The following is a 14387-nucleotide window of genomic DNA, read 5'->3' as shown; positions in this document are numbered from 1 at the left end:
TCGATATAACTTCCAGAACATAATGACCAAATTTATGTAATAAAACGCTTCCAATAATATTCTACCACTGTTTTGGATTACTTTCTACATTCTTTGTTCAATTAAAGATAAAAAATTCAAAGAAAAACAAAAAATTTAAATCATTCCGAAAAATAATTTGAAGAAAGGGGCAAAACCTTATGCCCCGATGCTTTTATGCAGTAGTTTCTTCAATAATGGATACAATACATCCGGTAATGTATCGACATCTGGTACAAAAATGCTGAACCTGCCATACATGTCTTGGATTGTTTTCATTTGCGCTTCTTCAATGGGCGAATTGGATAAAAAGACATTGATGACCTCAATTCCTTTTTTCCTCGCTTCAAGAACAGCCTCATGCGTATCTACGATTCCGTTTTGTTCGTAGCTAAAAGCTGCTGGTTCCCCGTCAGAAAACACAATGAGAAACTTTTGATCTTCTCTCCGCTTTAGAATCATTTTTGTCATTTGTCGAATGGCATAACCATCGCGGTTATCTTCCTCAGGTTCAAGTGACATAATCGAAGGACCACTATCAAATAAAGAGTCTTTGAACGACACTACTGTATTAAAATAGTTCGGCTGGCTCGTTTCAGTCGCATCGTTTGTATCTTCCCAAAACCCAACAATTTGGTGCGGTACTTGAACTGATTTTAATGCCTCATGAAAAAGAACGATTCCTTTTTTCGTTTCATCCATTTTGTCAAACATACTCGCAGAACAGTCAACGAGCAGTGTGAAAACTGCATCAATTTGAGTTGATGGTGCTTGCTTTTTATAGAACAGACGCGGATTAGACTCTGTAAAATATCGAACGAGTTTTTTATTAAGCCTTCCTGCATGAAGGTCTGTTTTTGGCCATGTTTTTTTATGCTCAAGTGTTTTTTGAATCATTTGTTTTAAGCGTTTTTGATATGGCTCAATGGCTTTTGCATGCTGCTTATACATATCGATTTGTTCCAGTGAGGGAGAATCTGGCGAGATCATCACTGGGAAGGCAAATTTATTCTCTTTCCCATTTTCACTAGCATCTGCTCCGCTTTCTTCCCCTTCAGCCGCTTCTAATGCTTCAAGTTTTGTATAATCTTTACGATGGGTTTGTTTTGCAGAGCCTTGAACAGTTCCAAGTGCCTGATCCCCGTCGTCTCCTTCTCTTGCGGCGTCCTTGCCGAGATCACTTTTGCCACCATGCTCCAAATCAAATTGGAGAAAGCTTTTTGATGGGGCTTCCGTCTCTCTATGCCATACTTCCATATATTCTTGGTGAATGTCTTCGTCCCCATCTTTTTCCCGATCGACTTTTATATCCTCACTTAATTTCGGCTTTCTTTTCAAGTCATGGAACAGTGGTTCTTTTGCCGCTTGTTCATAATCCAATTCTGGGAAAAAGAAATACGTATTCAACATGTCTTTTTCAAGAAGTTCATCAAAGCCTTCGGTCAATTCTTTCACAATGGTTGCAATGTCAGATGTTGAAGCTGCGTCATATACACGTTCAAGACTCGATTCGATGAACGGGATCATTGGATTGATCCGTTCATGAAGCGCTGGGATCTCTTCTAAAGGAGAGTCAGCCGTCAGCTTGACATAAATCGCACAAAACAATGCGTCCGTTAAGATGCTTCGTTCTTGGTTGATTGTTAATTGGGTCTTAAAGTGACGACGATAAAGTTCTCTTCTTCGCTTAAAGACCTTTTTGGTCCCTGGGCGATCACGCTTAATCTGCTCTTCAATGCGGATATCTTCAAACAGCATAAACAATTGTTTACATACATCCGGTATTGTTAGTGTGTGTGCGTAGCGAATGATGTCCTCAAATACAGCCAAGTCACTGTAAACTGTCCCGACTGCACGCAAAAACACATCACTTTTCAGCCCTGCCATCATGTCTTCTTGTTTTCGGTCATCCCAAAAATGACTGATGAAAATTTTCTTTTCAAAAGGATCATAGTAGGATTGAACACCGTATTCAAGCTCGACATGATCACTTTTTGCTAGTGTTTTGGCTAGGTCAGTTAATTCCATAAATAAAAATGAATCGATTCTGCTGTCATTAAATTTGATAAATTTCAAAAGTCAGAACCTCACTCGAATAATGTTTGGGCGATATTTCGTACCGCTGCTTTTTCCCGGTCATCTTCTAGTTTTTCAACAATTCCCCGTTCCACTGCACGAAGCGGTGGGATATACTGCGCGAGATCACATGTGTCTAAAAGTGCTCGAATAGACGCAGCTTCTTCACTCACTTGTCCGTTATGCGCTTGTGTAATCAGATCTGATGAAAGCTGCACAAATTGGTCAATTTGTTTTTCATCTTTTAAAACAGATTGGGTTTGTAAGACTTCCTTTAAAATATCTCCGCCAATATAAGGTACGTCTATCACGACAAATCGGTTTTTCAGTGCTTCATTCAATGGCACTGTCCCGACATATCCTTCATTGATTGCTGCGATGACACCAAAGCCTTCTTCTGCTCGAACGACTTCACCAGTGAATGGGTTTGTCATCATTTTTCGGTAGTCAAGAACACCATTTAAAATCGGTAATGTTTCTGGCTTTGCCATGTTAATTTCATCAATATATAAAAGGTGCCCTTTTTTCATTGCTTTTGTGACAGGTCCTTCGATAAATTCAATTGAAGCGACTTGTCCATCGTTATGAATGGTTTTATACCCTATTAAGCTTTCGGCATCAAGATCCACTGAACAGTTGACACTGTGCATCGGTTGCTGAAAGAAAGCGGATAATGTTTCTGCTAATTTTGTTTTTCCTGAACCGGTAGGTCCTTTCAGTAAGACGTTCTTTCCTAGTGCAAGTGCGATCATCGCATCCTCTATAATAGAAGAATCTTGTGATTCATAGCCGCCTTTTCCTATTAATGGTCGAAATTCTTCTTCAAGCTCTTTTACTTTCGTTGCGATCATTGCTTGGATTTCTTCTGGGAGTGATTGTTGGTTGAACATATATGTTTAATTCCTCTCTTCGATCATTTTCCTCACCAAGTATACTAAAAAAACCTTTATGCACTCAATACATAAAGGCTTTTCTTCTGTTATTTTACCATTTCTTTTGTGATTGCACCGCAGGCGATCCGTTTTCCTGAATTTCCAGACGGATTATTTAAGTAATCATCGGCTTCGGCATGAATGACAAAGCTTCTTCCGTTTTGAGCCAGCAATTCATTTTCTCCCCCATGCAGCATCACATTTGGGACATTCACTACGACATCGATTTGACCATCTGCTCCGACTTCTAAGTTAGGCATATCACCAGCATGGTGCCCCTTCGGATTGTCAAAACCGTGCTCTCGGTGAGTTGGGTTAAAATGAGGGCCTGCTGTTTCAAAATCCGGTGTTTCACATATCCCTATTTCGTGAATATGAAAACCGTGTGGTCCTGGTGGGAGTCCTTTTGCTTTTACATGCAAGTCGAGTCCAGATGAATCAGATTCACTTACTTCAATGGTTCCGATCTTTTGGCCACTAGTATTCATCAGTGTTGTGACAATTGGCTCTCTTTTAGGTGCTACAGCTTCATGACTCTCTTCAGTCGTTTCCTTTTTCGGTGGTGCTTGACAAGCTGATATGACAGGGATCAAACACATCACGATTGCCCATCTTAACATTTTCATTTGACGTCGTCCCCCTTTTAATATCAGTATGGACAACCGGTATAAAAGTCAAACAAAAAAAGCCGAAAATCGGCTTTTTTTAAAAGAATCGTTTTGCCCCTAAGTAAGCTTTCTTCCAATAAGGGTTGCTTAAGTTTGCAATTCCTACTCCGCTGTCACCAGCATGCAAGAAATCTCCTCCACCAAGGTATATCCCCATATGAGATGGACCTGCTTTGTACGTTGTGAAATAAACAAAGTCTCCAACTTGCGGGGAGCTTACAGGCGTCATCATATTCCAGTAGCCAGCTGTGCTCAATCTAGATACAGATGAAACTTTATTGATGAGATAGTAAATAAATCCGCTACAATCAAATCCAGCAGGCGTATTGCCACCCCATCTGTAAGGTGTTCCAGTTAATTTTTTACCTTCTTGAATCATCGTGCTAATTTTCGCATTCATTGGGACACTCGTTTTATTATCAGTAGCTGGCTTCGTTGTTCCAGTAGATGATGATCCCGTAGAACCAGAAGCGCCATTGATTTTCAATACTTGTCCAATTCTCAGCATATCGCTTTTTAAGCTGTTCGCTGTACGGATCGACTGAACTTGCACGTTAAATTGATTGGCGATCTTCCATAACGAATCACCAGACTTCACAGTATAAGTAGTTGCTTTACTGCTTGATGATTGATTCCCATTAGACGTCTGGTTGCTAGGTTTCGTAGATGGCTTCGGCTGACTTGGTTGTGACGCGACTGAACCTTTCACCTTCAAAACTTGATTTGGATAAATCGTATCAGACTTTAATTGGTTCAATGTTTTAATTTCACCAATTGACATGTTGAGCGAGTTTGCAATTTTCCACAGTGAATCGCCTAATTTGACTTTGTATGTACTAGCTGATGGTGATGGTTTCGCACTTGTTGACTTTTGACTTGTGCTAGATTTAGAGCTAGAACTAGTAGACTGACTACTGCTTGTAGTGGTTCCAGATACTTTTAGCTTTTGTCCAGGACGAATGAGGTCACTGTTTAAACTATTTAAGCTTTTCAAGCTTGAGACGGACATGTGATGATTTTTCGCAATCATCCACAGTGAATCTCCAAGCTTAACTGTATAGCTAGATGTCGTTTGAGCACTTGATTTCTTTGCTGTTGAAGAGGTAGACTTCGTGCTCTTTTCGCCAGGAATTTTCAAACTTTGTCCTGCAAATATCATGGTTGTTTTTAATTGATTAAGAGATTGGAGCTCCGAAATACTTGTATTGTACTGTTCGGCGATCTTCCAAAGTGAGTCACCGCTTTTCACCTTGATCGTCTGTGCTTCTGCAGGAGCCGCAATGACAGCCGAGCCAGCGATCGCTGAAACTGTGAGGCCGGTTACTACTTTTTTCTTCATAGATGAATCTCCGCCTTTCGTAATTTCACTCAATAATACTTATGTACTAGTTTTGAGTTTAGCATTTAATGGTTCTGATTCTCTTGAACTATTTTGTCTTCATTTCTATTATATTACTAGACATGAAGACATTGGGCAATATCAAATAGGTTCGAGCAACAAACTCAAAATGCTAAAACAAAGCCTTATCATTTCTATCGGCTGATCGCTATGTTTATAAACATTTTTTAAGGAATTTTTAAGTTGACGTAGAGAACTTTGTCAAAACAAGCACTTTACTAGTTTTATAGTTCTATTCTACATGACAAATTTTTCTGTATCAAATGACTTTTTACTTAATTGCGTGTTTTTTCTTTCGCTGCATGACAAAAAGCATCCTCCACTTGAAGAATGCTGTCTTTTTGTTTCTATTTCATTCATGCATGTGCATGTTTTTAAAATAGATGATGCTGAAAAAATGAAATCGTCAGAATGACCGTAGATAATGAACCAGCAAACATGAAAGTACATACTTTCCGTCCGCTCATTTCTTTTGAGGGTTTTTCAAGTTCCTTTATGACGACAATCCAGAGTACGATCGAAACGATAGATACGATGGCGGTAGACATATTTACGCCCCTTCCTGTTAGATTGGTGTGAATGACAAAATGAATGCCATTTATCCTCATATCATTGTATACGGATGAAGAAAATGAAAGTTCTACTTTTTTCTTTTGAACATTACATTTGACTTCGGTCTTTTACGGTTAACGGGTATAATACCCCTTCTTTTGCAAACGACATTTTGCCAGTTTCTTCTGACACCACTAGCACAAGTGCATCTGTCATGCCAGAGAGTCCTATTGCTGCCCGATGCCTAGTGCCAAGAGATGGATTGACTTTTTTTGATGTGAGTGGAAGTAGATTTGCGGCAGACACGAGTGTGTTTTCTTTTACTAATAGAGCACCATCGTGAAGCGGGTTTCCAGGGTAAAAAATGCTTTCTATTAATGATGCGCTGATTCTTGCATGTAGGGGTGTTCCTTTTTGAATGAAATTCTCTACCTCGTCTCGCCTTTGGATGACGATAAGTGCTCCGTGTTTTTGCTTTGATAGTTGCTCAATCGCGATAGAAAATTCAGCAAATGCCGGAGTGAATTCCTCCATATACGATTGTAAATAAAACGAAGAGGCCTCTGCATGCATTGCATTAAATTGATCATGTAATGATTCAAGCTCACACAGTAGACATTGGTCTGTTTGATCAATAGATTCAATGATTTTATTCGTATCCATCTCGATCTGTATTAAATGGGTTTTCATCTCTGTTTTAAAGGTTGCTTCTTCGTTGGTACGATAGATCATCTGATAATTCTCCTCCTTCGCTCACTATGTCATAAAATCACAAAATGTGTGCATTCTATGTGTATGGAGGTGAGCTGATTTGACGATTCAAAAAGTGATTCAATACGCTTGCAGTATTTTAGGTGTGGTCAGTCTATCTTTTATTTATGCCCAAATGTTTAAAAAAACGAAGCAGCCAAAAAAAAACAATCCGACGGAGAATTGATTTTTTTACATAGCATGATATAATTCCTCTCGTTATTGTTGCTAAGAGAGGAACTTAATATGAGAGAAACAACAACTATTCGTGCAAAATTCGCACATTTTTTAACCATTTTAATTCCAATATTAATTACACAAGCAGGCCTTTCACTTATTACATTTTTAGACACTGTGATGTCAGGAAAGGTAAGTGCAGAGGATCTTGCCGGGGTTGCCATCGGTTCAAGTTTATGGACGCCGGTTTATACGGGGCTTGCCGGAATTCTTATGGCTGTTACGCCAATTGTCGCTCAGCTCATGGGGGCAAATCAGAAAGAGGATGTTCCCCGAGCTGTTTTACAAGCCCTTTATTTATCCCTTCTTTTAAGTGTCGTCGTCATCCTAATTGGAATGACTGCCGTCCCTCATATTTTAGGCGGTCTTGGGCTTGAACAATCCGTCATCGTGATCTCGGAGGGTTTTCTTCGTTTCCTTGCGATTGGCATCATTCCTCTATTTGGCTATTCTGTTATGAGATCATTCATTGATGCGTTAGGGAAAACACGTGTGACCATGGTGATCACGTTATCTGCACTACCCATTAACTTTGTTCTCAATTACTTATTGATTTTCGGGAAATTTGGTTTTCCAGCACTTGGCGGAGCCGGAGCTGGTCTAGCATCCGCCTTGACGTATTGGGCGATTTTCCTTATAAGTGTGTGGATTGTGATGAAAGCAGAACCATTTACATCATTTCATTTGTTTCAAACGTTTCCCCGTTTCAATCCGTCCCGCATTGGACAAATATTGAAAATCGGTTTACCGATTGGCTTTGCCATCTTTTTTGAAACAAGTATTTTTGCCGCGGTCACCCTATTCATGGGGCACTTTGATACGGTCACCATCGCCAGTCACCAAGCAGCAATGAACTTTGCTTCTATTTTATATATCTTACCACTTGGCATATCAATGGCATTAACCATCGTAGTGGGCTATGAAGTAGGTGCGAAGCGTTATCAGGATGCTAAACAATACAGCTATCTCGGCATTGGAACTGCTGTTCTTTTCTCGCTATGTACAGCAGGAATTATTATGTTATTGAGACCTGAGATTGCAGGGCTATACACAACCGATTCAGCGGTATTACACATGACACAGCAATTTTTGATTTACGCGATCTTTTTCCAGCTGTCTGATGCAGTTGCAGCACCGATACAAGGGGCACTTCGCGGCTATAAGGACGTCAACTATACACTCATCGCAGCCTTTGTTTCATATTGGGTAATTGGTCTACCGGTCGGTTACTTTATCGGCACCTATACTTCTTTTGGGGCATTTGGCTATTGGATCGGATTAATTGCTGGGCTTGCTACTGGCGCAATTGTCCTCTTTGGCCGGCTTCGATTGATTGAAAAACGATATCAAAAACAGCATGCATAACAACACCCGAGACAACTGATATAGACGTGTACCTTCGTTTTTAGGATCACCTAAAAAATCAACCGACTTCTTTCGGTTGATTTTTTATTTGACTGTGCGGACTTTTTTCATAAAGAAATATGTGGTCACAAGTAGAGAGAGCAACACAATAATAAATAAGATGAGGTAGCCAACATGAGGCCTTCCTGCCGGCACGACCGTGATGGTTAAAATACCGATGAGAGAAATTTGGCCTAATAACTTACATGCGTTCATCAATGAATTCACGCGCCCCATATATGCGTTATCAACTTGATGAAACATATAACTTTTCCTGAAAATTCTAATGGCTGCGTTTGAGTTTCCCCAGAATAGACTTGCGACCATAAACGTCACTGCATGAGGCATGAGGAAAATGGCAATCGTTGCAATAGCAAAGACAATCATAAATAAAATAATCCCCGCAATGTCTCCAAGTTTCTTTGACATTTGGTACGCAATAAAACCAGCACCAATTGCTCCGATCGCATAAAGAATATTTGCGACACCAATCACTGAGGGTCCCTCATGTAAATACTGATAAATAAAAATCGGATCTAAATAATTAGCGACGATGATGACGATGCTTGGAACAAAAGTCGTTAATAACAGAATAAACAGAATTTTACGCCTAAAAAGATAGTGTAGTGATGAAATGAAATTCACCCAATAGGATGCGCTTTTGGTCGCATTCGATTGTTGTTTGATCTCATGATTTGATTGATAAGGAAGTTTATAGATGAAAATCGCTGCGATAACAAATGTGATCAAGTTTATAACCAAGATGATGGTAAATGATATATGACCGATCAAATACGCGGCCAATCCAGAGCTAATCATTAACGCTGCTTGCCCTTGAACTTCTAAGCTACTATTTACTTTACTATACTCCTCTTTACGAAACATCTCTTGCGTGAGTGCAGATAAGGTTGGATATTTGATCGCATCATAGGTTGTATGATACAAGATCAATAAAACAACAAGAATCACATTCACCATATGTGAAGTATGATAGAAAACAAGAAATACAACGAGGATCAATGCACCTACTATTTCTAATAGAAGAAATAAGTGTTTCCGAGAGTGCCGGTCAACTAAGCTCCCTAAAAAGGGAGAAGCAATGAACACAAACATCATCGTGACCATTGTTAAAATGCCATATAAAACAGACTGCTTTAACTGATCGACTAATAACCAAATGATTAAATATGAAGTGACCCCAGTCCCTACTGTTGAAATCAGATTCGCTGCTAATAACAACCTCAACTTTGCCATTAGAATATATCTCCCTCATTTGCACTTGACCGATCGTAAGCGCTATCAATCATTCAAGTGACATTTCCTTTCTAAAAGTCATATGTTAGACCTATTCAAACAATACAATTGTCATGAAAAACAGGCAGCCGAATGCGTTTCAACTGCCTGCACTAGCCTACTGAAGTAAGCTGCTCTTATATTTAGTCATTCCATTGATACGTCCAGAAAATTTCTTCATCAAACCATTGTTGGACGACTGGTTCTTTGTTTTTCAGTTTTTGTTCCAGTTCTTTTAGCATACCTTCTGTTTGCGTTCTGTGCGCTCTTAAGGCATTCATCTTAATATCTGCCACATCTGTAATATCGATCGTGATGTCAGGCTTCCCTATCACGTCTTCTCTATTTCTCGTAATGGCCATACAATATGTCACAGGGCGGTCTTCTTTTTTCTTGCGATAAAGCGCCCGAATGACAGCTTCCCCTGTTGCATCGTGGTCAGGGTGTACACCGTGTCCTGGGTAAAATGTGACGATAAGTGTTGGTTTCACTTCATCAATGATCTCTTCCATCACATCTGCTAAGTATTCATCATCTTCAAATTCTAACGTTTTATCTCGTAGTCCAAGCATGCGTAAATCTGTGATGTCCATTTCTTTACAAGCATTGATGAGTTCTTGCTTTCTTAATTCAGGAAGCGTTTCACGGTTCGCATATGTTGGACTGCCCATGTTTCTTCCCATTTCGCCAAGCGTACCGCATGCATACGTGACGGGAATTCCGCGTTTTCTGCTTTGTGCGATGAGACCTGCGACTCCGAAGGATTCATCATCGGGGTGAGGTAGCATTACAAGTACATGTTCATTCAAAACTCGTCACCCTTTCTTTTACACCTGAAATGGTGTTTCACTAATTTGTAATGAGATGGCCAGTTTTCCGTCCGGCAGGTGCCCTGCTAAAAGAAGACGGCCTTTTTCATCGAATACATAGTCGGTCAATCCTTCTGCGTAAATCCAGCCATCTTCTGTTTTCATCCCGACACGGTACGGACCTTGTCCTTTTATTTTCGCCTGTGAATAAACAACTTTTGCATTGCGGATATAGGCCACGACTGTCATATTCTGTTCATTCATATGAGCTGAATAAGAGCCAGTTGTCGTTTCCAGATGGATGTATACTGGGCGATTGAAAAACGATGCAAGATGTGCTGAGACATCTTCCGTTTGAATTGGTTTCATGAGTGGTTCCTTCCTTCATTATGAATTAATTCTCGGAGATTTTTTGTATGTAAGCTGATCAGCTGTAATTGATGGTCTTGCACAGCAGCGCTTTCTAAAATTCTTTCTACAGCCAACACATACTTCTCATGTAATGATTTTCTTGCACGTGGATGAGTACGTGCGTCCAGTAAATCATCACGGATCGCCTCGTTCAAAGATGCCAAATCACGAACATCAAGCTGACGATTTTTCCATAAAGATCGGTATGCGATGACAAGCTCATCGGCTGGTGTCATGTGATCACCCCTACAGATTTGTTGACAACTTATTATGACATGTTCCGTCTCCAAAAAAAAGCAAACTGCTTTCGATCTTAATGAGAATTTGCCGTTTTTTTCATGCGTAATTGTGATGTCGTAAACAATAAGATGGCAATCCAAATACAGATAAATGTGACAATCTTCGCCACGGATAACTGTTCATGGTACACAAATACTCCCAAGAACAACGTGATGGTCGGTGCAATGTATTGCAAAATGCCCACTTGGAACAGCGGAATTCGTTTCGCCCCTTCAGAAAACAACAGCAACGGCACAGCTGTAAACACGCCTGCAAAGAAGAGGAGTCCAAGAGAGCCAAAGCTGCTTGGTTGCATCGTCACCACTGGTTCCTTTAAGAAGAATAATAAATATACAAGGGCAGCCGGTGCGAGTAGCATCGTTTCAATGGTTAAACCGATTGCACTCGTAAAGGCCATTCTTTTTTTAATCAATCCATAAAAACCAAAGCTAAAGGCTAATAAGAAAGCAACGACCGGAAATGATCCATATTGAATCGTTGAAATCACCACACCAGCGGCGGCAATGAGAATCGCAATCGTCTGGACCTTATTCAGTCGTTCTTTTAGAAAGATGATGCCTAATACGACCGAAACAAGTGGATTAATATAATATCCTAAACTAGCTTCTAGCATAAGATGATGATTGACTGCCCATATGTACACGTACCAATTGACCGAAATTAAAATCGCAGATAACAATAAGGAAAACAGTGCTTTTCCATCCATCATAAGACCTTTTACTGTTTGCATGGCTGGCCGAACTTGCTTTAAATAAAGGAGAACACCGCACATAAAGACAAACGACCATACGATTCTGTGCGCTAAAATTTCGCCTGACGAAATATGATCCATCAGTTTCCAATATAATGGGAATAGTCCCCATAAGATAAAAGATGCTGCTGTATACAGAACACCTTTTGATTGTTGTTGCTGATTCAAGCTAACCATTCCTTTCTAAAACCTATCGTATATTATAGCACGCGCATACCTGAATGGGCATACACTAATTCAGGGCATTTAGAAAGGATGATGTGCATGTTTAACTGGAACCGACTATTCCCTTTTCAAAAGCAATTTTCAAAAGAAACGTTAAAGAATTCGGATCCAAAAGATGTAGAGCAGTATGTCAATCAGGTGATGGAAAGTGTTTTCGGCTCCAATTATTCTGCTCAGTTCCCCTTTCAGGATCCTCTCTCTCAAACCAATCAAAAAAGCGAAACAGATGATCAGAAAAGAAAGGAACCGAATATCGAACTGTTTGAGACAACAGATCATGTATTTGTAAAAATTGAACTGACGCATCCCAATAAAGATCAAGTAAAAATTAAACACACAGCCAATCTCTTATATATCGATCACTTTCCTGAAGAGAATACACATAAAAAGATTGTCCTCCCTGCCGCTGTGAAAAGGAAAGGGACGAAGGCTTCCTACCAAGATGGTATTTTGGAGATTATGTTTTTAAAGCATGATGATCCGGGCATTTCTGAAATAGATATTCCATTATAAAAAGCCTGCTTTCGTACGAAGCAGGCTTACTCTTTTTTTAATAATAAGGTGGATATCCGCCGCCATAAGGTGGAACAGGTCCTGGGGGCGGATAATACGGACGGGGATAATTAAAGATCGCACTACCTAGAAAACCGCCAAGCAATCCGCCGACTAAAGGAGCGCCAAAACCAAAAACCAAAGGGACTCTGGATTCATGCGGCGGAATGCCAGGGGCTCCGCCTCGGAAATACGGAGTATACGGGTACATGCCTTTTCCTCCTTTGTCATATGCCTAACATCAGCATATTCATCAGAAGAAAAAACGTTTGGGCAAACCTAAAACTAGGCTTGCTTCTTTTTATCATGTGATCCGGCGTACTCCCCTGCCCAGCGTGATACTTCTCCGAATACATCGCTTAAGGCATTCCCTTTTTCAGTCAGACAATAAATGACTTTCACAGGTGTCTCAGGCACAACCGTTCTCTTTATAATTCCTTCTTGCTCAAGCTCCTTTAAACGTTCTGCTAGCATTTTTTGGCTAATAGATGGAATAATGTCTGTTAAGTCCTTGAATCGTTTTGGTCCATCTAGCAACACATGGATGATGAGACCATTCCACCTTTTACCGAGAAGTACAAACGCCTGCTGAATGCGTGGACATAGTTGGAATTCCATATATTTCAGCCTCTTTTCATGTTTGATTGACAAAGGAACCCATTTCCATTTAAAATGGCTCTAGTTACAATAAGTAAGTTTCTCACTTTTTTATTTATTGTACCATACTATTTACAGAAACGGGAGGAAATATCCAATGGCGATCGATCAAAAAACGATTGAAATTTTAAAAGAAAGAGCTTCAGTAAAAGAGTATGATACTTCCCATGAAATGACAGAAAAAGAGCTAAAAGAACTCCTTGACATTACGACAAAAGCACCGTCTGCTTGGAATCTTCAACATTGGCATTTCACTGTTTTTCATAGCGCTGAATCAAAAGCGAAGTTATTACCAATTGCTTACAACCAAAAGCAAGTATCTCAAGCATCCGCTGTCATCGCTGTATTAGGTGACCTAGAAGCAAATAAAAATGGTGAAAAAATCTATAGCGAGCTTGCAGAACAAGGATTCATTACTGAAGACATTAAAGAAACTCTGATGACCCAAATTAACGGCGCTTATCAAAGCGAGCAGTATGCACGTGAAGCAGCCTACTCAAACGCTTCATTGGCAGCGATGCAACTCATGCTGGCAGCGAAAGCAATGGGCTATGATACGTGTGCAATGGGTGGATTTAGCAAAGAAGCTTACATCAAAGAGTTCAATGTGAGCGGGCGCTACGAACCAGTCATGTTGATTTCTGTTGGGAAAGCAGCAAAAGAAGCACACAAAAGCAATCGTTTCGATATCGAAGAAGTCTCTGATTTCCTATAAGATCACAAAGTCCCCCAGTGACCAAGCTGGGGTTTTTTATTTGTTTTATATATTATTTCTCCATATTGATATAAAATGCCCCCTTTTAAATCTTCATATAAAAATCTCTTTTAGAACTAAAGCATTATATTAGTATGATATTCATGAAAATGATTGTTTTTTCTGAAAATGGTATTGTGATCTTGTCAGACAACTGCTATTATTATGAAATTACAAATCTTTCAGGAGGAAACTATGAATAAAAAATTCATCATGCTACTACTCATATCGATTCCATTCATCGGACAGCTTATACTGCTCCCGTTTGTGAATCGGATTCATCCATTTGTCATGGGGCTGCCTTTTTTCCACTTCTGGCTCTTACTTTGGATTGTCCTTACACCGATTTGCACATTTATTATTTACAGGATGCAATTTTCAAATGGAGGAACTGACTGATGCAAGGAAATTTAACAGCGTTATTGATTACTGCAAGTATTATTTTCATTGTCGTAGTGATCGGCTTTGTCGCTGGTCGTGACAAATCTTCAAGGCAGACAGTAGAAGAATGGTCTGTTGGTGGAAGAAAGTTTGGTGGACTTCTCGTTTGGTTCCTTGTCGGGGCAGACTTATATACAGCCTATACCTTTTTGGGCTTA

The 14387-nt window shown here is 39.9% G+C and carries 18 protein-coding genes and 1 pseudogene; 6 read left to right on the top strand and 13 right to left on the bottom strand.

Annotation, left to right across the window (positions count from 1 at the left end):
• Window positions 1–177 precede the first annotated feature (177 nt).
• The 6 genes from AB1K80_RS11995 to cdaS all read right to left on the bottom strand — a co-directional run bounded on the left by AB1K80_RS11995 (window position 178) and on the right by cdaS (window position 6377).
• A complete protein-coding gene (locus AB1K80_RS11995) occupies window positions 178–2094 on the bottom strand; it encodes a vWA domain-containing protein (protein ID WP_412856853.1) in 1917 nt (638 codons plus the stop codon).
• An 11-nt stretch (window positions 2095–2105) separates the two neighbouring features.
• Window positions 2106–2984, bottom strand: coding sequence for an ATP-binding protein (locus AB1K80_RS11990; protein ID WP_412856852.1), 879 nt, complete (start codon window positions 2982–2984; stop codon window positions 2106–2108).
• 89 nt (window positions 2985–3073) lie between these two features.
• Window positions 3074–3646 (bottom strand): superoxide dismutase family protein, encoded by a 573-nt coding sequence (locus AB1K80_RS11985; RefSeq protein ID WP_412856907.1) that lies wholly within the window; start codon window positions 3644–3646, stop codon window positions 3074–3076.
• Between the two features lie 85 nt (window positions 3647–3731).
• Entirely contained in the window at window positions 3732–5033 is a 1302-nt protein-coding gene (locus AB1K80_RS11980; protein ID WP_412856851.1) for a LysM peptidoglycan-binding domain-containing protein, read from the bottom strand.
• 434 nt (window positions 5034–5467) lie between these two features.
• The gene (locus AB1K80_RS11975) at window positions 5468–5641 is read right to left on the bottom strand and encodes a hypothetical protein (protein ID WP_412856850.1); all 174 of its coding nucleotides are present in this window, start codon (window positions 5639–5641) and stop codon (window positions 5468–5470) included.
• 112 nt (window positions 5642–5753) lie between these two features.
• A complete protein-coding gene (gene cdaS / locus AB1K80_RS11970; protein WP_412856849.1) occupies window positions 5754–6377 on the bottom strand; it encodes a sporulation-specific diadenylate cyclase CdaS in 624 nt (207 codons plus the stop codon).
• Between the two features lie 79 nt (window positions 6378–6456).
• On the opposite strand from cdaS, the gene AB1K80_RS11965 reads away from it, so the two are divergent.
• Complete coding sequence (locus AB1K80_RS11965) at window positions 6457–6582, top strand: hypothetical protein (RefSeq protein ID WP_412856848.1); 126 nt, start codon at window positions 6457–6459, stop codon at window positions 6580–6582.
• Between the two features lie 59 nt (window positions 6583–6641).
• A complete protein-coding gene (locus tag AB1K80_RS11960; protein ID WP_412856847.1) occupies window positions 6642–7997 on the top strand; it encodes an MATE family efflux transporter in 1356 nt (451 codons plus the stop codon).
• A gap of 84 nt (window positions 7998–8081) precedes the next feature.
• On the opposite strand, the gene AB1K80_RS11955 is transcribed toward AB1K80_RS11960, so the two are convergent.
• The 5 genes from AB1K80_RS11955 to rarD form a co-directional block, all read right to left on the bottom strand.
• Complete coding sequence (locus tag AB1K80_RS11955; RefSeq protein ID WP_412856846.1) at window positions 8082–9290, bottom strand: MFS transporter; 1209 nt, start codon at window positions 9288–9290, stop codon at window positions 8082–8084.
• Between the two features lie 182 nt (window positions 9291–9472).
• Window positions 9473–10138, bottom strand: a complete 666-nt coding sequence (bshB2, locus tag AB1K80_RS11950) for a bacillithiol biosynthesis deacetylase BshB2 (RefSeq protein WP_412856845.1) — start codon at window positions 10136–10138, stop codon at window positions 9473–9475.
• Between the two features lie 18 nt (window positions 10139–10156).
• Window positions 10157–10507: a YojF family protein gene (locus tag AB1K80_RS11945; RefSeq protein WP_412856844.1), complete on the bottom strand. Its 351-nt coding sequence runs from the start codon at window positions 10505–10507 to the stop codon at window positions 10157–10159.
• Window positions 10504–10785 (bottom strand): hypothetical protein, encoded by a 282-nt coding sequence (locus AB1K80_RS11940; RefSeq protein ID WP_412856843.1) that lies wholly within the window; start codon window positions 10783–10785, stop codon window positions 10504–10506. The genes AB1K80_RS11945 and AB1K80_RS11940 overlap by 4 nt, the downstream gene beginning before the upstream one ends.
• Before the next feature lie 77 nt (window positions 10786–10862).
• A complete protein-coding gene (gene rarD / locus AB1K80_RS11935; protein ID WP_412856842.1) occupies window positions 10863–11768 on the bottom strand; it encodes an EamA family transporter RarD in 906 nt (301 codons plus the stop codon).
• Window positions 11769–11864: 96 nt separating this feature from the next.
• On the opposite strand from rarD, the gene AB1K80_RS11930 reads away from it, so the two are divergent.
• Window positions 11865–12338, top strand: a complete 474-nt coding sequence (locus tag AB1K80_RS11930; protein WP_412856841.1) for an Hsp20/alpha crystallin family protein — start codon at window positions 11865–11867, stop codon at window positions 12336–12338.
• Window positions 12339–12375: 37 nt separating this feature from the next.
• On the opposite strand, the gene AB1K80_RS11925 is transcribed toward AB1K80_RS11930, so the two are convergent.
• A complete protein-coding gene (locus AB1K80_RS11925) occupies window positions 12376–12588 on the bottom strand; it encodes a hypothetical protein (RefSeq protein ID WP_412856840.1) in 213 nt (70 codons plus the stop codon).
• Between the two features lie 74 nt (window positions 12589–12662).
• Window positions 12663–12995 (bottom strand): winged helix-turn-helix transcriptional regulator, encoded by a 333-nt coding sequence (locus tag AB1K80_RS11920; protein ID WP_412856839.1) that lies wholly within the window; start codon window positions 12993–12995, stop codon window positions 12663–12665.
• Between the two features lie 136 nt (window positions 12996–13131).
• Here AB1K80_RS11920 and AB1K80_RS11915 point away from each other — a divergent pair, with 136 nt between their 5' ends.
• The 3 genes and pseudogenes from AB1K80_RS11915 to AB1K80_RS11905 form a co-directional block, all read left to right on the top strand.
• Window positions 13132–13749, top strand: coding sequence for a nitroreductase family protein (locus AB1K80_RS11915; protein WP_412856838.1), 618 nt, complete (start codon window positions 13132–13134; stop codon window positions 13747–13749).
• 234 nt (window positions 13750–13983) lie between these two features.
• Entirely contained in the window at window positions 13984–14187 is a 204-nt protein-coding gene (locus AB1K80_RS11910) for a DUF3311 domain-containing protein (protein ID WP_412856837.1), read from the top strand.
• Window positions 14187–14387: pseudogene (locus tag AB1K80_RS11905) on the top strand (symporter); the annotation flags it as partial. The gene AB1K80_RS11910 and the pseudogene AB1K80_RS11905, both read left to right, overlap by 1 nt.

This window comes from Bacillus sp. 179-C3.3 HS (assembly GCF_047229225.1).
Lineage (GTDB): Bacteria > Bacillota > Bacilli > Bacillales > Bacillaceae > Bacillus.
Note: the sequence above shows the minus strand (reverse complement) of the source record. Positions and strands in the feature narration are given on the sequence as shown.